The organism is Providencia sp. PROV122, from assembly GCF_028482365.1.
GTDB classification, from domain to species: domain Bacteria; phylum Pseudomonadota; class Gammaproteobacteria; order Enterobacterales; family Enterobacteriaceae; genus Providencia; species Providencia stuartii.
Window position 1 is genome coordinate 234,806 of record NZ_JAMPQI010000002.1, and the last position, 21,619, is coordinate 256,424.

Here is a 21,619-nt window from a genome sequence, read left to right on the forward strand (position 1 = left end):
GTCATTTTTTCTTTTTAGCTTACGTTTTTCCTGAACCTGATTTTTAGGGATGTTATTTATGTCTTCTTCACGACCGGTATTTTTTCGCCTTAGTCGCTTAGGCCTAGTCATTGTTTTTTCACTCTATGGTCTATCAACGCCATTGTGGGCAACTGAGACAATTGAATTCAATACAGATGTGCTGGATCTGGAAGATAAAAATAACATTGATCTAGAGCAGTTCTCTCGTGCGGGTTACATCATGCCGGGGACCTATTCTTTAACATTAAAGGTAAATGGCGAGCAGTTTTCAGAAGTGTCAGTGCCTTTTTATCCCCCTGAAGATGATCCACAAGGTAGCACAGCTTGTATATCGCCAGAGGTAGCGGATCAATTTGGATTGACTTCATCGGCAAAAAAAGAGTTGGCATGGTGGCATGACGGACAGTGTCTGACAGCAAGTAGTTTACCAGGGATGCAAATCCATGGTGATTTAGCTACCTCGTCATTATACGTGAGTATCCCACAAGCTTATCTCGAATTCACTGCGCCTAACTGGGATCCACCATCGCGTTGGGATGAGGGAATTGCTGCGTTGATGCTGGACTATAACATTAATGGTAATGCCAATAATTCATATAACGGTGGTCACGATAGTTATGCGTTAAATGGAAATGGTATTGTAGGGGTGAACTTAGGGGCTTGGCGCTTTCGCGCTGATTGGCAAGGTCGTTTAAATCATGCTACTGGTTCTGGTGATTCGGTTAATAAAGACTTTGACTGGAATCGGTTTTATGCCTATCGCGCATTGCCGTCACTCGCTGCTAAATTGGTATTAGGGGAGGATTACCTCGTTTCTAATATCTTTGATTCATTTCGTTTTATTGGCGCCAGTGTGCGTTCTGAATTGAATATGCTCCCGCCAAATTTGCGTGGTTATGCACCAGAAGTGACAGGTATCGCAAAAACAAATGCGACGGTAATAGTTAGCCAGCAAGGGCGAGTGTTGTACGAAACACAAGTCGCTCCAGGGCCGTTTCGTATTCAGGATTTGAGTGATGCTGTTAGTGGCAAACTCGATATCACAGTTAAAGAACAAGATGGTACAACTCAAGACTTTCAAATAGATACAGCTAGCTTGCCTTATTTAACGCGTCCGGGGCAAATGCAATACAAATTAGCATTAGGCCAGCCAACTAATTATCAGCGTCACAGTGAAGGGGATTCTTTTGTCACGGGTGAATTTTCGTGGGGAGTCAACAACGGCTGGTCACTATTTGGCGGTAGCCTGAATAGTAAAAATTACAATGCCGTATCGCTGGGTATTGGGCGTGATTTATTGGCATTTGGAGCTTTATCTTTCGATGTTACTCAATCTTTTGCTCGATTACCAAATATGGGGAATTTAAGCGGAGGTTCTTACCGTATTAATTACTCTAAACGTTTTGAGGCGATTGATAGCACTATTCAATTTGCAGGTTATCGCTTTTCCGAGCGTGACTTTATGTCGATGTCTGATTTCTTAAATGCACTGAAAACCGGTGAGCGTTATGGAGGGAGTAAAGAGTTATATACGATATCGCTGAATAAAAATTTCGGCGAGTTAGGAATGTCGTTATACCTCAACTATAACCACCAAACTTATTGGGATCAGCCGGATAATGATTATTACAGCATTATGCTGTCGAAATATATGGATATTGGTTCACTCAAAAATATCAGTGTTAACTTATCGGCAAACCGCAGTGTTTATAACGGTGTCAAGGATGACAGTATATATCTATCGACCTCATTCCCCTTAAGTAACGGCGCCAACGTAGGGTATTCGCTGAATAGTAGTCGCTACGATACGACAAATCGGGCGACCTATTACGACCGAATCAATGATCGAACGACATACCAGTTGAGTGCCGGGAGTAGCAAAAAAGGAGGAACTGGAAGTGCATTTATCACCCATCAAGCTGATATCGCACGTTTAACGGCTAATGTGAGTTATATGCATAACCAATATAGTGCATTTGGTCTATCAATGAGCGGTGGAATGACTTTTACCCCAGAGGGAGGCGGACTTCATCGTGTTAATACATTAGGAGGAACGCGAATGTTAGTCGATACCGATGGTGTTTCGGATGTACCGATCAAAGGGATAGGTGCACCGATCACCTCGAATATGTTTGGTAAAGCCATTGTTGGTGATGTGAGTAGTTACTACCGTAGTAAGGCTCAAATTGATTTAAATGCATTACCAGACAATGTAGAAGCACAGCAGTCGGTAGTACAAGCTACGCTCACAGAAGGCGCTGTAGGTTATCGTCATTTTGCTGTGGTATCAGGACAAAAAGCGATGACAGTACTGCGATTGCCTGATGGTAGCCACCCGCCATTCGGCGCTCAAATACAAAACAGTAAAGCGCAAAATACAGGAATTGTGGGTGATTCTGGAAGTGCTTATATCAGTGGTATTAACCCTCAGAGTGTGATGACTGTGACTTGGGGAGAAGATAAGGCTTGTCAGATCACCTTTCCTATTCAGTTAGGTTCTTTACAGGAAGCATTACTATTGCCGTGTATTCCGACAACGTTACCTGCATCAACGGTGATAGTGAAAAGATAGTTTTATGCAGCACAAGAATAGCCTAATTCACGAAAAGCATGGCTCAAGAGAGAACACAGAAATAAAAGGTAAATAACTATGCAATTAACGATTTCTTATCGTGCAACCATGGGGTTAATTGGTTTGGCATTATTTAGCAGCACAGCTTATTCCGCGGTATCGATGGATAGGACTCGGGTTATTTTTGATGGTGGACAAAAGTCAATCTCACTCAATATTTCAAATAACAACAAACAGTTACCATATTTAGCTCAAGGGTGGATTGAAAATGCGGAAGGGCAGAAGATCCAATCGCCATTGGTTGTATTACCGCCCGTACAGCGTTTAGAGCCAGGTAAATCAAGCCAAGTAAAAATTGAAGCATTACCTGCTATTAGTGCGTTACCTCAAGATCGTGAGTCTTTATTTTATTTTAATTTACGAGAAATACCGCCAAAAAGCGATAAACCAAACACATTGCAAATTGCTCTGCAAACACGAGTGAAACTGTTTTATCGACCTAAAGCGATAATGCCTGAAAAAAACGGTGCGCCATGGCAAGACAAATTAACCTTAGATAAACAAGGTGAACGTTATATCGTGAAAAATCCAACCCCGTATTACGTCACGATTATTAATGCGACGACTAATGGCAAAGCATCGGATGGCAAAGATTTTACACCTGTCATGGTGCCACCGTTTGGGCAGGATGATTTAGGCATCAGCGCTAATCAATTAGGAAATAATCCCGTACTGACTTACATCAATGATTATGGTGGACGCCCTAATTTGACCTTCCGCTGTCAGGCGTCGAGCTGTCAGGTTGTTCCAAATGGTAAAAGCGAATAATTCGAGTAAGCACCCGACTGACGGTGCCCATATTGAAGGAGTACGCATGACAGACTTACAAAGAAAAAACGTTTTCCGATACGGCTTACTTCTAGCGATGTTTAGCAGCACCGTCAGTTTATCAGGCATGGCGGCTGATAATAATGGCAATCTCTATCGGCCAGTAGATAACTGGAATGTCGATGGACAGCATGGTGTGTTGTACGTGTCAGGTTCATTAACGGAAAGCCCATGTCGGCTAGCGATGACATCTAGTTACCAATCAGTCGAGATGGGGAATTTGGATACCAGTACCTTGCAGCATAATGGTAGAGGAGCACCCGTACCGTTTCAGATTGAGTTAGAGGACTGTTTAGAGACTGAGACTCGTTTAGATAATGTACAAACGGGAATGACAGCATGGAGCTCCAGTCAGCCAGCAGTCAAAATTCGTTTTTTAGCAGATAGTGTGCCATCAATGCCGGATGTCGCTCGCGTCAATGGGGTAAGAGGATTGGGGCTGGCTATCACGACGCCAAATGGTTCACTGCTACCTTTGGGGTTAGAAAGTGAGCCACAGTTATTGCCTTCAGGGCAAAGTCAGTTGACCTATTACGTGACGCCGGTGAGAACGGGGCAGCTTGTGCCGGGAGCGTATTCGGCGCTGATTGCATTTGAAATGTTGTACGAGTAGGAGTGGTCATCACTATGACAATGAGACGATGTCGACTGCCGAAAGTGCTGGCAACGAGTCTGTTGATGAGCAGCTTGATGCTGTGTTCAGCGGCGACCCTTGCAGAAACCTATACCTTAACCGTGAAGGTCACAGTGGTTGAGAAGACCTGTGATATCTACGGGCCTGACGGGATTGGACAGCCCATCAATGTGGCGATGGGCGACCTGATCATAAAAAACATCGATGGCGTTAGCTACGGGAAAACTGACATTCCGTATACTCTAAGTTGCGACGATGCAGCAAGTAATCCAGCCTTAAAACTGAAATTTGATGGCCCCCGCATGAGTGGCCAAGCGGCGAATGTGTTGTCCACCTCGGACCAGAACTTAGGATTACGCCTTATGGCGGGTAACAGTAATCTGAATTTAGGCGTCTGGCGTCATTTTAATTATAGCACTCAGCCAACCCTTAGTGTGATACCGATTGGCAGTGGGACTGGGGGGATTAATGACGGTCAGATGACTGCATCCGCGACGTTGAGTGTGGAGTATCAATAATGATGAACCGACAAGCTAAGATATCTGCAATGGCATTATGGCTAAGCGGCTTGATGCCGCTGACGACGTATGCGGTAGATGTGAACTTTACCGCCAACTTAATCCAAAACCCGCCGTGTGATGTGGCGGGGCCGGACGGGGTTGACCAGCCGATCCGCGTGCCGTTTGGCGAGGTGGGGATCACCAAGATTAATGGCGAAAACTATCGCCAAGACTTTACCTTGACGCTGAGTTGCGGAACAGGGCTTGGGAATGCCGTGGCGTTATATCTTGAGTATCGCGGGATGGTCGCGGAGAGTTTTGATAATAAAGCCTTGCAAGCTAGTCAGACCGGGTTGGGGGTTCGATTATACCATCAAGGGGTCGTCATACCACCTAACATAGGGACACCGATAACGATGTCGGATAATGGCGTTGCAACTTTACCCTTGTATGCGGTGCCAGTGAAGGATACTGACCCGTCTGCAATGTTATATGAAGGGAATTTTACCGCGACGGCCAGTGTGGAGATGAATTACCCATGAGGATATTCAATCACAAGAGAACTTTCTGGATGTCGATGAGTGCAATACTGTGGTGTTGCAGTTTTCTACCGTCAGTGGCTCAGGCGGCGAACAGTAATGATATTCAGTACAGTGGAACGTTGATTGCGTTGCCGTGCACGGTTGACCCGAATTATGAGAACTTCGGAGTTGACTTTGGGGGCAATATTAATTCAAAGGATTTGCTGAATGGACAACGTCGTTATAGCAAGGAAGACATCCAATTTCATTTGACGGATTGTGATACTTCTTTGGGAAATAGTATTGCAGTGAAATTTAGCGGTGTTTCGACGACCGACAATGGATTACTGAATGTGGATGCTGGAAGTCAGGCTAGTGGGATTGCGATAGGTCTTGAAACCCCGAGTGGTGTAGCGTTACCCATTAATAACACTCAGGTAGAGCCTTTAATGCCGATAAAAAAAGGGGATATGACGATACGGTTACGGTCATATATACAGGCAGTGGAAGACGCAACGGTAGAGAGCATTCAGCCGGGTTTTTTTACGGCGACGCTGACGTATATGTTGATATATCAGTGAAGCGATGCTCCATTTTACGGGGTAGAGACGGGGTGTTTTCTATCAGGCTAGTGCAAGACTATATACGTCAATGCTCGCTAAGGTTTAGTAGTGATTTATTTGCCATCTATTGCTTAGTATTTATCTCACAATAACAGTTTAAGCGGTGGCAAATTTCTTGGTATTCAATTTCAAAATAGATTTCGTTGATGAGTATTCATTATCAAGCGACACAAGGAATCCATAAATGCGCATTCAGTTAGCTCTTTTGCTATTCACTTTTCCATTAACTTCTATTGGGGCATCTTACTTCAATCAGAACAATACTCCGCAAAGAGCAATAGGATATGGTGAAGGGTCTTTTTCAATATTTGGAACAGTATATAAAATCCAAGATAATATTGATCGGCGTCCTATAACCAATTCTGTTGGGTATGATACTGGAGTTATGTCCGCTGAAAGTTATGGCTACTCCGGTGGAGCAGTGACTATTGATGCTAAATACAATACACTTTCTAACGTATCAGGAGGATCATCATGTTATTTGTATGGAACTCTATACTTTTCTGAGTCTGACGGCTGGTATGATTACAGTTACGGGCATCTGCGTTGGGATGTGTTTGGTGATGTATTTTATGATCCCAATCTGTATATAAAGGTTGATAAACCATGTAATCAAGCTATTTTATCCGATTTACCGACAGTTAATATTCCATTACCAAGCATCAACAAATTTTATATTTGGCGGGGTATATCTGGTATATGTGCCAATCAGTCTTGCTCAAATGGAAGTTATAATCATACTCGGGTTTTACCTCGTAATGGGTCTATGACTGCTTTGGCAGATGTAATCGCTTGCACATCAAATACAGTCAACAGTTCTACTTGCCGGTCTTTATTTTATAATACTGTACGTGGCACTGATATTCCTTCTGGGTTAATTCCTGACATCCCAGCTGTATGTAATGTGAATTTACCTGATCTGAACTTTGGAACTGTAGGCATGAATGACTGGGCTGGAAACATGGCTCAATCTATAGGCTCAGTATCTTGTACAAAGGATGCATCTATTACCTTTACTGTGGTTGGTGGAGATTCAGTTAAACTGGGCCCTTTTAATGCTTCTATTGGTATAAATGGGAAATTAGGCGGGTCATCGATCGTTAATACGGGGATAGGGGAAGTGACATTCACAATTGATGGACAGCTAAAATCGTCTACAGGGAGTGTTACAGCAGGGGAATATCAAACAAGTGTTGTAGTAATAGGTACAATTAATTGAAATGCATCTTACAATAAATAATAAAGCGACATCAATTTCATTGCTATTTACAAATTGAGTGATGCCATTTGCTCTAATTTTGGATGTGCAGGTGCTATCAACGGTATTTTTATTCAGAAAAATGAGTGCATATTAGACTAATCTTATCAGTAATAGCTACAGAAAGTGAATATGTTCCCATTTTTCAGAAATTTACTGGATTTATGAAAATTTGGAGTAGTATAGTTAATTTGGTTACCAAGTCAGAGGTGATATATTACCTCATAAAAAACAGGTGACATTTATTGCAAAACGTATAAAACGATTTTTAAGTGCTGAATTTAAACTTGAAGCGGCTCAATTTGTCATTGATTAAAATTGTTCCGCGGCCGAAGCTGCCAATGCCATGGGCGCGGGTAAATCAACCATTGGATAATGGGGTCGGCAACTCAAAAATGAGCGTAAAGGTATTTCGCCAAAAGCATCGGCAATGACACCAGAACAAGTTGAAATTCGTGCACTAAAAAAGAAAATTGCTCACCTCGAAAAGTATGACGAGCTCTTAAAGAAGGCTACTTTTCTGGTGATGTCAGACTCCCTGAACAACTTGCGATAATTAAAAAATTGAGCCAAAGCTATCGTATTCAAATATTATGTGGCGTGTTTAGTATTAAACTCTTTCCATATCACAATCCAGTGAATTGGTAAAAATACCCCCATCGTAATTATTTTTAGCTTCCATAAAAGCGACAAAATATCATCATGTACTTTTAATTAAAACAAAGTGATGAAAATATAATTTATATATTGGTAATTAGAATGGTTATTTTACTTTGTTAATAATTAGAATTATTTAAATTTGTATATTTCATGATGTTATTTTTATTGGTAAATTAATAGGGTAATAAATTATTAATGATTAATATAATTAAATATAAGTCAATGTAACTGAAATATGCCATGGTTATTTTAAAGGAAATGATTAATTTACTTTTATCTTGCTTGATAAAAAACGTATTCTTCCCTGAAAATAAACTTGGAGGTTGATGTATGTCATTGAATATAGAATTAAAAAATCAATTGGAATCATCTATACTTGATTTAAATCTACCTGAAAATCCCTACTTTAAATCTCTGACTTCTGGTGAAATGACCCATGAACAATTTTTAAATAGCCAATTAGAATTTGCATCGATGGTTTATTTTTTCAGTAGGCCAATGGCACAAATTATTGCCAATATATCCGACCCCATTTCACGAATTGCCTTGGTGGGTAATCTTTGGGAAGAACATGGTCAAGGTATCAAGGAAAATGTACATGGAAATACAATCTTAACTTTGATCGAACGTTTAGGCGGTGATATATCCAGTATTGACTTACAGAACCCCCCTCCGAATGCTCGGATCTTTAATGAAGCATTACGTGGAGTTTCTGCTTTTTGTGATTTTCGTTTTGCTGCTTCTATGTATGCAGGTATTGAGAGAACGTTTGTTGATGTATCGTGCATGATATTTGAAGCTATAACTAAAGAGGGTTGGCTGCCAGAAGATAAGATCACCCATTATGGTTTACATCGAGAACTGGATATTGAGCACTCAGAAGATTTTTTGAAAGTAGTCAATCAATATTGGGATGAACCAAAATATCAATTTATGATTAAAGAAGGTATCAAATTTGGCTGCCAATTATTTGCTAATGCATATGTTGGTTTTTATCGGAGCATGGGCAAGTAGCTCCAAGGATATTTATTGTTTTTAGTGATATAAATAAAATGTAGAATTTGGCTATTTATGACTATTGATATTTATTATCATAAATAGCCGATTTTGGTTTGTATATGGCTAACCACTAATATAGTGGGGGCTGTGCATATGATATTTCTCAATGAGAACGATATAGGTGGTATTTTGTTTTAAATTTCCCATATAACAATCCAGTGAGTCGGTAAAAAGATGGAATAATACCCCACCGCAATTGCTTTTAATTTCCATGATGGTAGTAAAAATATCATCACATATGCGATAGCCGCCGCCCAACCAGTGTGTAACGAATGGAAACTAATACTCTATTGATTAGGCTCAAAAATCGGATAGGCCAGTAAATGATCTAAATCGACTGTCATGGTTGTTATCATCAATAATGCTGCTAATTTTCAGCTAGTTTCGCCAAAATAGATAGCCAAATAAGATTGTCACTAAAAAATGAAAGCCGTAGTGCACAATATTATTGCGAAAAATTTCAAATGCCACAATTAAACCTCTAATGCATTATTTTTATTTATTAGCAGATATCTCTTCTTCATTCCTATCTGCATTGGATTATTCAGCACTTTTGAGCTAAATATACTCATTTTTTGGCGGCTAGCGTGCTCCTGTTGTATCGAGATTATAACCAAGTCGTATAACGAATAGGGATTTTTTGTTTCGATGTGTAGAGCCATGCTTATCTCTTATCTAATCCACCAATTTTTCATAGCAAAATTTGCTAATAATCACTATTGTTATCCCTAAATGCATAAGAATGACAAATCACCTTGATCCCTGATGGTAAACTCAGGTTTAATAAGGGTAATGATTTGCGCAAAAAAATCATCTTTAAGTGATATTTTGCGCAATGGAAAGGATTCAGCTCTGAAATAGTTTAATTTATTGACGATTCGCGGGCACGAATGTAGCGAATAATTGCTGTGTGGAGCAAATTGCGTTAGTTTCATAGCTTGTCTGTGAAAAAGTGCAACAATTCCATATTGCGTTGTGAAAATTGGTTTAAGTACGTTTTTATCCGACCTGGAGTATACTAATGACGACTCGTAAAACCCTTGCTAATGCTATCCGCTTTCTAAGTATGGATGCGGTTCAAAAAGCAAAATCAGGGCACCCTGGTGCGCCTATGGGCATGGCTGATATTGCTGAAGTGCTGTGGCGTGACTATATGAATCATAACCCAGCAGATCCACACTGGGCTAACCGTGACCGCTTTGTGCTGTCAAATGGCCATGGTTCAATGTTGATCTATAGCTTGCTGCATCTGACGGGTTATGACTTATCTATGGATGAGTTAAAAAACTTCCGCCAGCTCCACTCTAAGACCCCTGGCCACCCTGAATATGGTTATACTCCAGGTGTTGAAACCACAACCGGTCCATTAGGGCAAGGTATCGCAAACGCAGTTGGTTTTGCTATTGCAGAGCGTACATTAGCTGCTCAATTTAACCGTCCAGGCCATGACATCGTCGACCACCACACCTATGTGTTTATGGGCGATGGTTGTATGATGGAAGGGATCTCCCACGAAGCCTGTTCTTTGGCTGGTACGCTGAAGCTAAACAAACTGATCGCGTTTTACGATGATAACGGTATCTCTATCGATGGTCATGTACAAGGTTGGTTTACAGACGATACGGCAGGGCGTTTTGAATCTTACGGCTGGCATGTTATTCGTGATATCGACGGTCATGATACTGACCAAATTCATGTTGCTATTACTGAAGCACAGCGCGAAACAGACAAGCCAACACTGATTATGTGCAAAACCGTGATCGGCTTTGGTTCACCCAATAAAGCAGGCACTGAATCAGTCCATGGTGCACCATTAGGTGATGCTGAAATTGCGGCGACTCGTAAAGCTCTGGATTGGCAATATGGCCCATTCGAGATCCCACAAGAAATCTATAAAGCTTGGGATGCGCGTGATGCAGGTAAAGAAAAACAACATGCTTGGAATGAAAAATTTGCCGCTTATGCAAAAGCATTCCCTGAATTAGCTGAAGAATTTAAACGTCGTATGGCGGGTGAGCTACCGGCGAATTTCGATGCAGAAGCGAAAAAATTTATTGAACATCTGCAAGCGAACCCTGCGAATATCGCAAGCCGTAAAGCATCACAAAATGCATTAGAAGCCTTCGGTAAAGTCTTACCTGAGTTCTTAGGCGGCTCTGCTGACCTAGCACCAAGTAACTTAACAATGTGGTCAGGCTCTAAACCACTGAACGAAGACAAAGCGGGTAACTATATCCACTACGGTGTCCGTGAATTTGGTATGTCAGCAATCATGAACGGTATCGCTCTGCATGGCGGTTTTGTTCCTTATGGTGCAACATTCCTAATGTTCGTTGAATATGCGCGTAACGCGGTGCGTATGGCTGCACTGATGAAAGTGCGTAGTATCTTTGTTTACACTCACGACTCTATCGGTCTGGGGGAAGATGGTCCAACTCACCAACCTGTTGAGCAATTAGCTAGCCTGCGCGTGACGCCAAACATGAATACATGGCGTCCATGTGACCAAGTTGAATCAGCGGTGGCATGGAAATATGCTATTGAACGTAAAGACGGCCCAAGTGCGCTTATTTTCTCCCGTCAAAATCTGGAGCAACAACCTCGTACAGCGAAACAATTAGCTGAAATCGAGAAAGGGGCTTATATCCTGAAAGATAGCGAAGGTCAGCCTGAGCTTATCTTTATTGCGACAGGTTCAGAAGTTGAGTTGGCGGTGAAAGCTGCGGATCAACTATCTGGCGAAGGTCATAAAGTGCGTGTTGTTTCAATGCCTTCAACTGAAGTATTTGATAAGCAAGATGCGGCATACCGTGAAGCTGTTCTACCTTCAAGCGTCACTAAGCGTGTTGCGATTGAAGCGGGCATTGCAGATTACTGGTTTAAGTATACAGGCTTGAATGGTGCTATCGTTGGTATGCACTCATTTGGTGAGTCTGCACCTGCCGAAGAGCTATTTAAAGAGTTCGGTATTACTGTTGAAAATGCGGTAAAAGCAGCGAAATCATTGCTGAAATAATTGCGGTTACGGCCTAGAGATAGGCAGTAATCACGAGTGAAAATACGCCTCTGTATCAATTTTGGTGCAGGGGCGTTGTTTTTTTGTGCATTTCATTGGGTTTGACTATTGCGTTCTGTGAATATATCCCTTAATCTAATTCTTAATTAGCTGAACCGTTTCAGTCTTTGCTGTGATTGAGATAAAAAATTTCAAAAATGTCGAGTGAAGCACACTTTTGATGTTTGACAGTTAAAATCAGCAGTAGAGTTTGTGTGAGTCAGTTATCCTTATCAGCCGTGTGATTTTGTTGAAATTCAAGGTGTAGGATGCCAATAAAAGTGGCGATTAACGGCTTTGGCCGGATCGGGCGGAGTGTACTAAGGGCGTTATACGAGTCAGGGCGACGTGCTGAAATAGTCGTTGTCGCGGTCAATGAGCTAGCAACTCCAGAAGGGATTGCTCATTTGCTCAAGTACGACTCTAGCCATGGGCGCTTTGCTTGGGATGTCCGTCTTAATGGTGCGTTGTTACAGGTTGGCGACGATAACATTCGTCTTTTCCATCAGCCTGATATCGGCGCCTTACCTTGGAAAGAGCTAGGGGTTGATGTCGTACTTGATTGCTCTGGGGTGTTTGGTTCCCGTGCAGATGGCTTAGCACACCTTGAAGCAGGCGCGAAGAAAGTACTGTTCTCTCACCCTGGTACGGATGATTTGGATGCGACAGTTGTCTATGGTGTTAATCATGATAACTTAACGATTGAAGATAAAATTGTTTCAAACGCATCTTGTACCACAAATTGCATTATCCCGATTATTAAATTACTTGATGATGCTTTTGGGATTGAATCGGGTACGGTGACAACGATCCACGCATCAATGAATGATCAGCCGGTGATCGATGCGTATCATCATGATTTAAGAAGAACGCGAGCGGCTAGCCAATCTATTATTCCTGTTGATACAAAGTTGGCAGCAGGAATTACGCGGATTTTTCCTAAATTCCAAGACCATTTTGAGGCGATATCAGTACGTGTGCCGACAACCAATGTGACAGCTATCGATTTGAGTGTTACCGTGCACAGTGATGTTAGTGTGGCTACAGTAAACGAACTGTTGCGAAGCGCCGCACATGGTCATTTTCGTGGTATAGTAGACTATACTGAATTACCGTTAGTCTCGATGGATTTCAATCATGATCCACACAGTGCGATTGTTGATGGGACGCAAACGCGAGTTAGCGGCAAGCATTTAATTAAAACCCTTGTTTGGTGTGATAACGAGTGGGGGTTTGCTAACCGGATGCTAGATACAACATTAGCGATGGCAGCAACAGGTTTCAACTAATTAACGGCTGACAGACGGTAGGGTAAACTGATACCCAAACAGCCATTAATGAAAACTTTATAGAGAATCAACAAGAGGATTCACCATGTCTGTAATTAAGATGACCGATTTGGACCTAGCGGGTAAACGCGTTTTCATCCGCTCTGACCTAAACGTTCCTGTAAAAGATGGCAAAGTTACTTCTGACGCACGTATCCGTGCTTCATTACCAACAATCGAAACTGCTCTCAAGCAAGGTGCTAAAGTCATGGTCACATCTCACCTCGGTCGTCCGACTGAAGGCGAGTACAATGAAGAATTTTCACTGCAGCCTGTTGTTGACTATCTAGCCGACAAAATCGATTATCCTGTTCGTCTCGTAAAAGACTACCTTGGTGGTGTGGATATCGCAGAGGGTGAACTTGTCGTTTTGGAAAACGTACGCTTTAACAAAGGCGAGAAAAAAGACGACGAAACGCTATCAAAACAGTACGCTGCATTATGTGATGTTTACGTTATGGATGCTTTCGGCACTGCTCACCGCGCTCAAGCATCAACGCATGGCGTGGCGAAGTTCTCTCCGATTGCATGTGCAGGCCCTCTGTTAAGTGCTGAACTTGAAGCATTAGGTAAAGCATTAGATAACCCTGCTCGCCCAATGGTCGCTATCGTAGGTGGCTCAAAAGTATCAACAAAACTAACGGTATTAGATTCTCTATCTAAAATTGCCGATCAATTAATCGTTGGTGGTGGTATTGCAAATACCTTTATCGCGGCAGAAGGCAACAACGTTGGTCGCTCTTTATATGAAGCGGACCTGATCCCTGAAGCGAAAAAATTACTGGCAAACTGCCATATCCCAGTTCCGACCGATGTTCGTGTGGCGACAGAGTTCTCTGAAACTGCCGAAGCGACACTGAAATCCAGTTCAAAAATTAAAGATGACGAGCAGATTTTGGACTTAGGTGATGAGTCTGCTGAGCGTCTGGCTGAAATTTTGAAAAATGCCAAAACCATTCTGTGGAATGGCCCTGTTGGTGTCTTTGAATTCCCTAACTTCCGTAAAGGAACAGAAATCGTTGCTCGTGCTATCGCCGATAGTGAAGCTTTCTCTATCGCGGGTGGTGGTGACACATTAGCGGCTATCGATCTGTTTGGTATCGCGGATAAAATTTCATACATCTCAACTGGCGGCGGTGCTTTCCTTGAGTTTGTTGAAGGTAAAAAGCTGCCAGCAGTTGTGATGCTGGAAGAACGTGCTAAAGCGTAATTAATTTGTCATGAACAACAGGCTGCCGATGCAGCCTGTTTAACACAGGACCTTTTCAAATGTCTAAAATTTTTGATTTTGTAAAACCGGGTGTTCTCACAGGTGATGATGTACAAAAAGTTTTCGCAGTTGCCAAAGAAAATAACTTTGCATTGCCAGCGGTGAACTGTGTCGGTACAGACTCAATTAATGCCGTACTTGAAGCGGCAGCGAAAGTACGTGCTCCAGTTATTGTTCAGTTTTCTAACGGCGGTGCTGCTTTTATCGCAGGTAAAGGCTTAAAAGCGGAAGGCCAACAAGCGGCTATTTTAGGTTCCATTTCAGGTGCTCAACACGTCCATCAAATGGCTGAGCATTATGGTGTTCCTGTGATCCTGCATACTGACCACTGTGCACGTAAATTGCTGCCATGGATTGATGGTTTGCTAGACGCAGGTGAAAAACACTATGCGAAAACCGGTAAGCCTCTGTTCTCTTCACACATGATTGACTTGTCTGAAGAAACTCTGGAAGAAAATATCGAGATCTGTGCTAAATATCTGGCTCGTATGGCGAAAATCGATATGACGCTGGAAATCGAATTGGGTTGTACTGGTGGTGAAGAAGACGGTGTTGATAACACCGGTATGGATAGCTCTGCGCTGTACACTCAACCAGAAGACGTTGCTTACGCGTATGAGAAACTAAGCGCAATCAGCCCTCGTTTCACTATCGCCGCTTCTTTCGGTAACGTTCACGGTGTTTATAAGCCAGGTAACGTACAGTTAACACCAAAAATTCTACGTAATTCACAGGACTATGTTTCTGAGAAATTTAACCTGCCTCACAACAGCCTAGACTTTGTTTTCCACGGAGGTTCTGGTTCAAGCGCTGCTGAAATCAAAGAAGCTGTTAGCTACGGTGTTATCAAAATGAACATCGATACAGATACTCAGTGGGCAACTTGGGAAGGTATCCTGAACTACTACAAAAAGAACGAAGGTTATCTGCAAGGTCAGTTGGGTAACCCAGAAGGTGATGACAAGCCTAACAAAAAATACTATGACCCACGCGTATGGCTGCGTAAAGGTCAAGAATCCATGGTTGTTCGTTTAGAGCAAGCGTTCAAAGAACTGAACTGCGTTGACGTTCTATAATTGTGCTTAGGCTTGGTTAACCAAGCTAATCGCTAAATCAATCCCTCAGTAGGGTTATCTTACAGGGGGATTTTTGTATTTTTGAGCACTGAAACTAAATGTATAACAAGCTAAGATGGAAGTTATTATTTTTTATTTGTTATAAAGGAGATATTTGAGTGAGTCGATGGATCCAGAATTTTTTAATCGCTATTGTTGGTGTCTTATCAATAGGTTGTTCAGTGGCAGGTAACAACGATAGGCTCGTCTATAAATTTGAAAATGATGAGTTTATTTTAGAAAAAGAGTGTGTTTCTGTACTTCAATTGGGACATTCACAGTTAAAAAATGACTATGTTTTGAATATTGAGATCAATAGAACACCTAAATGTTCGGAAAGATTTAATTCTCTTCTGAGTAAAAATATTGGTAAAAAGGTATCTCTTTACTTCGGTGTAAATAAAATTTCTCAAACGTATATCGCAGGGGAAATACAATCTGAAAATGGATATAGACAGGCATTTTCGGATAAAAAAGTAATAAATAATATTTTAGAAAGTTATGGACGAAATGCTAAAAACTAAAAGAAATCACGTTGTACTTCTTTTAGTTTTATATAGTTAAATAATGAATTATTTAGGGAAGCTTATACTGACCGTGATAGGTACTGAATGTGATTTTATGCGTATACTTGCAGTTCCACCACCAGTAGCTTCAATAAGATAAGCTCCTGGTCCCACTGTATTAACCGTTTTCATTCTACTAGATATTGGATATTTAATCTCCACATCAAATGATGACTCTAAGTTTGATGAATTATTAAAATTAACTGTATACGAATGGGGAGTATTGGTAATTTCATTTGGCATACTTGTGAGGAGATCTTTCCACGCACTCCATATTCCTGGCATTGCAATAATACCTGTTGACTGTATAGGCCCTGAATAACCACATGGACCTTGTCTTTCCCTTGCGACTCTGGCTCTATCTAAACTCGCCATAATAATGCTTTTTTTCATATTCCTGAATTGCGCAAATCTTTGACTGTAAATTCTTAAAGCACCCGTCTTATCACCACTATTGATCGCTTTAATTAATTCTTGAAAATTTTTCTCTTTAAGGTACGGACAATTCTTTTCACCACAAACAAGACAAATATTGTTCTTTAATGCATCCTTGACTTCAGGCGGCAAGCTTGCTGGGATGAAGTCATGATTAACTTGTACATCATTGAACTCCCATGCTTTTGAATGTGGATCCCAGTGTGTATCAGGTATATGAGGTATACCACTATTACAATTATAGGGGGCGTAGTTAGGCCGAATAGGGTGTCTTTTCATTTTAATTTCCTTTTATTTATTCCATTAACTATTTAAATTTATTAGATATTATTTTCAATAAACAAATAAAATAGTAGCCATGAAATTGCATAGAGTAAATAAACGAAATTTGTTTATATGTCATAGGAAAGTGTAATCGTAATGACGTTTACGATGCAGCAAAAAAGCATTTATAACGAGCTTGGTGTTCCTTGGTGGAAACGGAGCTGCCATTGGTTGTGATGATTTTTGCTCCAAATCGATGAACGTAGTGTTTGTTTAATACGTATCTCATTATCAAGTTGAAAACTTAAATAGGTGATGAGCACTGTATTCGCATCTATCTGTGCACATTGGAAATTTTCGGAGTGAATTTCCAATAAATTATTAGCTTGGGTGAGGGCTAAAAGTGTCTCTGTTTTATCGGCGCTCACACCAGAGCGGCAAAATTCTAAAAACGCTGGGTGCAGAATATTTTCAAGAAATTCTAAATTATCTCTATTTGAATAATGATGTAGCTTTTTTTCTAGCGTGATTAGGTGATCAAAGAGTTTCTGCATATCATGTTCTTTATCAAAGTTGTTCAAGCTGTCTTGCCAACCGTTCTGCTAACACCTTAATCGAGTCGGAACTATCGTGGACATGCATCGCTATTTCCATCTCTTCGGCGGCGGGGAAACCTTCTTGCTCCGTCAGGATCCGATGTTGTGGTAACTTAGCGCGTAACGGCAGTAAGCTGATCCCAAGCCCATCAGCAATGGCACTTTGAATACCTGCAAGGCTTGAACAGGTGTAAGTTATATGCCAAGGGCGCTGTTCAATATCCAGTAAGCGGAACATATCGTTACGATACAAGCCATTTTCAGGGAAAACAATCAAAGGCAAAGAATCGGCATTTAAATACTCATTATTGGCGCTCGTTAGCCAACATAACGGCTCCGGCCAGCGATAATCACTCTTAAATTCCCCCTTGCGCTGCTTAACGATAATCAAATCAAGCGCTCCTTGCTGGTAGTATTGATATAACTGGCGACTAAGACCACTTGTGACCTCTAAACGAATATTGGGGTGTTCATGCATAAAAGCGGCGAGAGTCGGGGTTACTTGCCCTGAAGCAAAATCTTCCGGAAAACCTAAGCGCAGCGTTTGGATCACCGCATTTCCCGTGATTTTCATAAAAAACATATCGTTGAGCGCGATGATCTTCTTTGCATAACTGAAAAGTACTTCGCCGGTTTCCGTCAGTGTGAGCATACGATGACCACGGATAAATAAAGGCTGTCCAACCAAAGCCTCTAAGCGTTGGATTTGCTGGCTTAGCGTGGATTGAGTTGAGTTTAAATGTTGTGAAGCGACGGTGAAATTACCGGTTTCTGCCACAGTAATAAAGGTCTTAAGTAGAATAAAATTCAGCAATGTATTCATTTTATAGATACCTGACATTTAAATATTTAATTTTTAAATAGCATATATTTTCAGTAGATTAAATAGACGACAAAGGAGGAGCACAATGAAAAAATGGTGTTTAACGACCAAGTGGTTAGCTTATATGTTAGGTATTCTTAGTATGTCACTGATATTAATGGCCAAATCATTTGCACAAGTAGACTCATCGTCGTTGGTGACTCTTGCTGAAAAAGGGGATCTTTCTGGGGTGACTCAAGCCCTTAAGCAAGGTGCAAATATTGAACAGCGTGATTTACGTTTACGTACTCCTTTAATGGCAGCGACACATGCCAATCAAATCGAAGTGGCTCGCTTTCTAATCGAGCAGGGGGCTAACGTCAATGCCCGTGATGCAATCCAAGATTCACCTTATCTGTATGCGGGGGCCAGAGGGCTACAAGAAATTTTAGAGATGACACTAGAAAATGGTGCAGATCTAGCAAGTACTAACCGCTATGGGGGAACCGCATTGATCCCCGCTGCTGAACGCGGTCACGTGAAAACTGTGCAAACCCTAATTGATGCCGGTGTTAATGTTAACCATGTAAATAGACTTGGTTGGACGGCATTAATAGAAGCTATCATACTCGGTGATGGCAGCGAAAAATATGCCACGATTGTGACGCAACTTATCAAAGGCGGTGCTGATGTTAATTTAGCAGATGCGTCAGGCAATTCTCCATTGACGTTGGCAAAGCAGAAAGGATATAGCAACTTGGTTGAAATCCTTGAACGTTCAGGAGCGAAATAATGCAAGATAAACAATTTTTACAACAAGCTATTTCACTGGCTAAAGAGAATGTCAAAGCAGGTGGACGGCCATTTGGCGCCGTGATTGTGCGTGATGGCGCAGTGGTTGCAACAGGTGTTAATCAGATGCTTGAGCTGAACGATCCAACGGCTCACGCAGAGCTAATGGCGCTACGTCAAGCAGGCGAAACCTTAAAACGCACTCGGTTAGAAGATTGTGTGGTATTTGCGAGTGGTCAGCCATGCCCAATGTGTTTAGCTGCGATGCGTATGGCGGGGATTTCGCGGATTGTTTATGCGTATTCAAATCAAGATGCAGAGCCATTTGGTTTATCGACAGAGGCTATCGCCCAATCACTGAGAGTCGAGCCACAGCAACAACATGGGCTGACTTTTATTCAATTAAAACCCGAAAATGAGGCTCAATCCGCGCTTTATACTTTCTGGCGGGAACAACAACATTAATGGCTGGGCATAAAACCGCTTCATTAGGTTTGGTTATGACCATCGTATTAGTCGGGATCAATTTACGGCCCTTTATCACGGGGCCAGGTCCACTGATCGAGGGGATTATCCAAACTACGGGGATGACTTACCAAAGCATTTCATTACTGACGCTGTTACCGATGCTATTAATGGGGGTTGGCGCTTTAATTGTTCCTGCCTTGAACCAAAGGCTAGGTGAGCGAGTTGGGCTTAGCCTTGCGATGTTATTGTTGCTTATCGGCTCTTTATCGCGTCTATTTGTGACTAATGGAGAGCAGCTCTTAATCACCGCTTTTATTTGTGGTGTGGGAGCTGCGTATATTCAAGCGGTATTTCCGGGACTAATTAAATTACGTTTCCCACAAAAAATGGCCGCGATGACGGGGCTATACTCCGCGATGTTAATGGCGGGTGGGGCGATGGGTGCACAGTTGGCCCCGATACTTGCCAATATTTCTTGTAACGAGATGGCACAATCATGTACAACAGCCTCAGGACATTGGCAAATTGCTTTAGCATGGATGGCATTACCCGCTTTATTTGCACTAATCGCCGTTGTCGTTAATATCGATTCATCAGCCACGCATCAAAACCATGGGCGAGGATCGGTTTTTGTCTTTTTAGCGAAGCCGAGGGCTTGGCTACTCATGGTTGGTTTTGGCCTTGTTAATGCAGGATATGGAACGGTAGTCACATGGTTAGCGCCATTTTTTATTGAGCAAGGTATGAGCAGTGCTGATAGTGGTTCACTGGTTGCCTTACTGAGCGTGTTTCAAGCCCTCTCTGCTTTGTTAATTCCCATTCTTGCTTCTCACAATATTGACCGTCGATTTTGGCTGATTGTGACATTATGTAGCCAAATGATCGGGTTTACAGGGTTAGTGTTTTTCCCTCAGTTATTCGCTTTTTTGTGGGTTTGTTTAATCGGTATTGGGTTAGGTGGGTGTTTTGCATTGAGTATTATTGCTTCTCTTGATCATCTTCCGCACCCTGAGAGTGCGGGGGCATTAACCTCTTTGATGCAAGCTGGCGGGTTTATTATCGCGGCCTTTGGGCCTCTATTTGCTGCTTGGTTACATGAGGTAAGCCAAAGTTTTGCTTTGGTTTGGATAGCGCATATTTTGATGATCTTGATAACCTTGTTGTTATTTTTACGTCTTAATCCAAAGCATTACGCCAGATTATTCAATCTAAAATAATTGGCATTGCACAATTTGCAAATGATAATGATTGTTATTTTCTTATTTATTTGACAAGATAGTCAGTACATCGCCTTTGTTTCGAAAAAAATCATGCAGCAACGTTCTGAAGATAAACTTAATCAAGCGCATTCTAACCGCGAAGATTATACTGTTGGGCCTTTTGTGCGCATCAGTCGCGGTGAGTTTGTGATCCCACATGATCTGGGGATTAATGAAGAACAACAGGCAGGCCTGAAGTTAGTGGCCATACATCAAGGCGCAATGGGTTGTCGTAGCAGCTCTGGACATAATGTCGAGGTTAATTCACCCTCATTGATACTCTCTGGCAGCCAGAAAAATTACCAGCTATGCAACCTGTTTCGCGCCTGCCAACCGATGAAATATACGATGATCGATATTTCACCTGAATGGTTGGAACAACATCAATTAAAGTTACCTGAAAGCTGCTATCATCCAAGTAAAGCTCAATTATTACATTTTTCAATTCCTGCAAGTGTGCTAGCAATGACACAGCAGCTATTTGCCTGTCCTACTCATCCATCATTACATCAGCTCTACTTATGCGCTAAAGTGACTGAAATTACAGCGTTATGCTTAGATCACTTTTTACATGAGCCATCGCAAATAGCGCCTAAATTGCGTCAACGTGATATTGATAATTTGCAGATAGCGAAATCTATCTTAATGCAGGAGTTAGAATCCCCGCCTAGCTTGGATGAATTAGCGAAGCGTGTTGGTATGAATACTCGTAAGTTAACGCAAGGGTTTCGCCAACTGTTTGGTAATAGTATTTACGGTTGGTTGCAAGAGTATCGATTGGAAACGGCTTATCAGCTATTGAGCGTCCATGATGCGAATATTTCTACCGTAGCTTATCAGGTTGGCTATACTCCCGCTCACTTCTCCGTCGCTTTTCGTAAGTGCTTTGGCATCTCACCAAATCAACTCAAAAAACGTTAGTTATTGCCGGAT

The 21,619-nt window shown here is 41.8% G+C and carries 20 protein-coding genes and 2 pseudogenes; 18 read left to right on the forward strand and 4 right to left on the reverse strand.

From position 1 onward, the window contains the following. Positions 1-58 precede the first annotated feature (58 nt). The 9 genes and pseudogenes from PSE69_RS02695 to PSE69_RS02735 all read left to right on the forward strand — a co-directional run bounded on the left by PSE69_RS02695 (position 59) and on the right by PSE69_RS02735 (position 8,691). Complete coding sequence (locus PSE69_RS02695; RefSeq protein ID WP_036941780.1) at positions 59-2,593, forward strand: outer membrane usher protein; 2,535 nt, start codon at positions 59-61, stop codon at positions 2,591-2,593. Positions 2,594-2,671: 78 nt separating this feature from the next. Beyond that, on the forward strand, positions 2,672-3,421 hold the full coding sequence (locus PSE69_RS02700) for a fimbria/pilus periplasmic chaperone (protein WP_036941777.1): 750 nt from the start codon (positions 2,672-2,674) through the stop codon (positions 3,419-3,421). Next, on the forward strand, positions 3,405-4,094 hold the full coding sequence (locus tag PSE69_RS02705; protein ID WP_036941774.1) for a fimbrial protein: 690 nt from the start codon (positions 3,405-3,407) through the stop codon (positions 4,092-4,094). Before PSE69_RS02700 ends, PSE69_RS02705 begins: the two co-directional genes overlap by 17 nt. 14 nt (positions 4,095-4,108) lie before the next feature. Next, positions 4,109-4,633 carry a fimbrial protein gene (locus tag PSE69_RS02710; RefSeq protein ID WP_223854850.1) on the forward strand — a complete coding sequence of 175 codons (525 nt, stop codon included), beginning with the start codon at positions 4,109-4,111 and terminating at the stop codon, positions 4,631-4,633. A 53-nt stretch (positions 4,634-4,686) separates the two neighbouring features. Beyond that, a complete protein-coding gene (locus PSE69_RS02715) occupies positions 4,687-5,157 on the forward strand; it encodes a fimbrial protein (RefSeq protein ID WP_272674969.1) in 471 nt (156 codons plus the stop codon). A 35-nt stretch (positions 5,158-5,192) separates the two neighbouring features. After that, entirely contained in the window at positions 5,193-5,717 is a 525-nt protein-coding gene (locus PSE69_RS02720; RefSeq protein WP_225829620.1) for a fimbrial protein, read from the forward strand. Positions 5,718-5,943: 226 nt separating this feature from the next. Beyond that, positions 5,944-6,978 carry a hypothetical protein gene (locus PSE69_RS02725; protein WP_004927238.1) on the forward strand — a complete coding sequence of 345 codons (1,035 nt, stop codon included), beginning with the start codon at positions 5,944-5,946 and terminating at the stop codon, positions 6,976-6,978. 283 nt (positions 6,979-7,261) lie between these two features. Further along, positions 7,262-7,644: pseudogene (locus PSE69_RS02730) on the forward strand (transposase); the annotation flags it as partial. A gap of 363 nt (positions 7,645-8,007) precedes the next feature. Beyond that, entirely contained in the window at positions 8,008-8,691 is a 684-nt protein-coding gene (locus tag PSE69_RS02735) for a TenA family transcriptional regulator (protein ID WP_004927246.1), read from the forward strand. Positions 8,692-8,799: 108 nt separating this feature from the next. Here PSE69_RS02735 and PSE69_RS02740 read toward each other — a convergent pair. After that, positions 8,800-9,207 (reverse strand): annotated as a pseudogene (locus tag PSE69_RS02740) (DUF6122 family protein). A gap of 550 nt (positions 9,208-9,757) precedes the next feature. Here PSE69_RS02740 and tkt point away from each other — a divergent pair. The 5 genes from tkt (at position 9,758) to PSE69_RS02765 (ending at position 16,028) form a co-directional block, all read left to right on the forward strand. Next, positions 9,758-11,752, forward strand: coding sequence for a transketolase (tkt, locus tag PSE69_RS02745; RefSeq protein ID WP_121875027.1), 1,995 nt, complete (start codon positions 9,758-9,760; stop codon positions 11,750-11,752). A 308-nt stretch (positions 11,753-12,060) separates the two neighbouring features. Beyond that, positions 12,061-13,080, forward strand: coding sequence for an erythrose-4-phosphate dehydrogenase (gene epd / locus PSE69_RS02750; protein ID WP_004927255.1), 1,020 nt, complete (start codon positions 12,061-12,063; stop codon positions 13,078-13,080). A gap of 85 nt (positions 13,081-13,165) precedes the next feature. Then, positions 13,166-14,329: a phosphoglycerate kinase gene (pgk, locus tag PSE69_RS02755; protein ID WP_004927258.1), complete on the forward strand. Its 1,164-nt coding sequence runs from the start codon at positions 13,166-13,168 to the stop codon at positions 14,327-14,329. Between the two features lie 59 nt (positions 14,330-14,388). Beyond that, the gene (gene fbaA / locus PSE69_RS02760; protein ID WP_004927260.1) at positions 14,389-15,465 is read left to right on the forward strand and encodes a class II fructose-bisphosphate aldolase; all 1,077 of its coding nucleotides are present in this window, start codon (positions 14,389-14,391) and stop codon (positions 15,463-15,465) included. 158 nt (positions 15,466-15,623) lie between these two features. Further along, positions 15,624-16,028, forward strand: coding sequence for a hypothetical protein (locus PSE69_RS02765; protein WP_004927262.1), 405 nt, complete (start codon positions 15,624-15,626; stop codon positions 16,026-16,028). A 48-nt stretch (positions 16,029-16,076) separates the two neighbouring features. Here PSE69_RS02765 and PSE69_RS02770 read toward each other — a convergent pair whose 3' ends face one another. The 3 genes from PSE69_RS02770 to PSE69_RS02780 form a co-directional block, all read right to left on the reverse strand. Further along, positions 16,077-16,784 carry a colicin Z family toxin gene (locus PSE69_RS02770; RefSeq protein WP_121875026.1) on the reverse strand — a complete coding sequence of 236 codons (708 nt, stop codon included), beginning with the start codon at positions 16,782-16,784 and terminating at the stop codon, positions 16,077-16,079. 170 nt (positions 16,785-16,954) lie between these two features. Beyond that, the gene (locus PSE69_RS02775; protein ID WP_223854846.1) at positions 16,955-17,323 is read right to left on the reverse strand and encodes a nuclear transport factor 2 family protein; all 369 of its coding nucleotides are present in this window, start codon (positions 17,321-17,323) and stop codon (positions 16,955-16,957) included. A 13-nt stretch (positions 17,324-17,336) separates the two neighbouring features. Beyond that, positions 17,337-18,188: a LysR substrate-binding domain-containing protein gene (locus tag PSE69_RS02780; RefSeq protein WP_121875024.1), complete on the reverse strand. Its 852-nt coding sequence runs from the start codon at positions 18,186-18,188 to the stop codon at positions 17,337-17,339. Positions 18,189-18,273: 85 nt separating this feature from the next. Here PSE69_RS02780 and PSE69_RS02785 point away from each other — a divergent pair, with 85 nt between their 5' ends. The 4 genes from PSE69_RS02785 to PSE69_RS02800 all read left to right on the forward strand — a co-directional run bounded on the left by PSE69_RS02785 (position 18,274) and on the right by PSE69_RS02800 (position 21,607). Beyond that, positions 18,274-18,960, forward strand: a complete 687-nt coding sequence (locus PSE69_RS02785; protein ID WP_014656752.1) for an ankyrin repeat domain-containing protein — start codon at positions 18,274-18,276, stop codon at positions 18,958-18,960. Then, the gene (locus PSE69_RS02790; RefSeq protein WP_036941744.1) at positions 18,960-19,424 is read left to right on the forward strand and encodes a nucleoside deaminase; all 465 of its coding nucleotides are present in this window, start codon (positions 18,960-18,962) and stop codon (positions 19,422-19,424) included. Before PSE69_RS02785 ends, PSE69_RS02790 begins: the two co-directional genes overlap by 1 nt. Beyond that, entirely contained in the window at positions 19,424-20,644 is a 1,221-nt protein-coding gene (locus PSE69_RS02795; RefSeq protein ID WP_121875023.1) for a cyanate transporter, read from the forward strand. Before PSE69_RS02790 ends, PSE69_RS02795 begins: the two co-directional genes overlap by 1 nt. Before the next feature lie 93 nt (positions 20,645-20,737). Further along, positions 20,738-21,607, forward strand: coding sequence for a helix-turn-helix domain-containing protein (locus PSE69_RS02800; RefSeq protein WP_272674943.1), 870 nt, complete (start codon positions 20,738-20,740; stop codon positions 21,605-21,607). Positions 21,608-21,619: the final 12 nt, after the last annotated feature.

What these genes read in the sequence shown, in the direction of transcription:
- PSE69_RS02785 (WP_014656752.1), top strand. Translation starts at nt 18,274, where the DNA reads ATGAAAAAATGGTGTTTAACGACCAAGTGGTTAGCTTATATGTTAGGT.
- PSE69_RS02775 (WP_223854846.1), bottom strand. Translation starts at nt 17,323, where the DNA reads ATGCAGAAACTCTTTGATCACCTAATCACGCTAGAAAAAAAGCTACAT.
- PSE69_RS02725 (WP_004927238.1), top strand. Translation starts at nt 5,944, where the DNA reads ATGCGCATTCAGTTAGCTCTTTTGCTATTCACTTTTCCATTAACTTCT.
- PSE69_RS02710 (WP_223854850.1), top strand. Translation starts at nt 4,109, where the DNA reads ATGACAATGAGACGATGTCGACTGCCGAAAGTGCTGGCAACGAGTCTG.
- PSE69_RS02795 (WP_121875023.1), top strand. Translation starts at nt 19,424, where the DNA reads ATGGCTGGGCATAAAACCGCTTCATTAGGTTTGGTTATGACCATCGTA.
- pgk (WP_004927258.1), top strand. Translation starts at nt 13,166, where the DNA reads ATGTCTGTAATTAAGATGACCGATTTGGACCTAGCGGGTAAACGCGTT.
- fbaA (WP_004927260.1), top strand. Translation starts at nt 14,389, where the DNA reads ATGTCTAAAATTTTTGATTTTGTAAAACCGGGTGTTCTCACAGGTGAT.
- PSE69_RS02735 (WP_004927246.1), top strand. Translation starts at nt 8,008, where the DNA reads ATGTCATTGAATATAGAATTAAAAAATCAATTGGAATCATCTATACTT.
- tkt (WP_121875027.1), top strand. Translation starts at nt 9,758, where the DNA reads ATGACGACTCGTAAAACCCTTGCTAATGCTATCCGCTTTCTAAGTATG.
- PSE69_RS02715 (WP_272674969.1), top strand. Translation starts at nt 4,687, where the DNA reads ATGCCGCTGACGACGTATGCGGTAGATGTGAACTTTACCGCCAACTTA.
- PSE69_RS02800 (WP_272674943.1), top strand. Translation starts at nt 20,738, where the DNA reads ATGCAGCAACGTTCTGAAGATAAACTTAATCAAGCGCATTCTAACCGC.
- PSE69_RS02780 (WP_121875024.1), bottom strand. Translation starts at nt 18,188, where the DNA reads ATGAATACATTGCTGAATTTTATTCTACTTAAGACCTTTATTACTGTG.
- PSE69_RS02790 (WP_036941744.1), top strand. Translation starts at nt 18,960, where the DNA reads ATGCAAGATAAACAATTTTTACAACAAGCTATTTCACTGGCTAAAGAG.
- PSE69_RS02700 (WP_036941777.1), top strand. Translation starts at nt 2,672, where the DNA reads ATGCAATTAACGATTTCTTATCGTGCAACCATGGGGTTAATTGGTTTG.
- PSE69_RS02705 (WP_036941774.1), top strand. Translation starts at nt 3,405, where the DNA reads ATGGTAAAAGCGAATAATTCGAGTAAGCACCCGACTGACGGTGCCCAT.
- PSE69_RS02770 (WP_121875026.1), bottom strand. Translation starts at nt 16,784, where the DNA reads ATGAAAAGACACCCTATTCGGCCTAACTACGCCCCCTATAATTGTAAT.
- PSE69_RS02720 (WP_225829620.1), top strand. Translation starts at nt 5,193, where the DNA reads ATGAGTGCAATACTGTGGTGTTGCAGTTTTCTACCGTCAGTGGCTCAG.
- PSE69_RS02695 (WP_036941780.1), top strand. Translation starts at nt 59, where the DNA reads ATGTCTTCTTCACGACCGGTATTTTTTCGCCTTAGTCGCTTAGGCCTA.
- epd (WP_004927255.1), top strand. Translation starts at nt 12,061, where the DNA reads ATGCCAATAAAAGTGGCGATTAACGGCTTTGGCCGGATCGGGCGGAGT.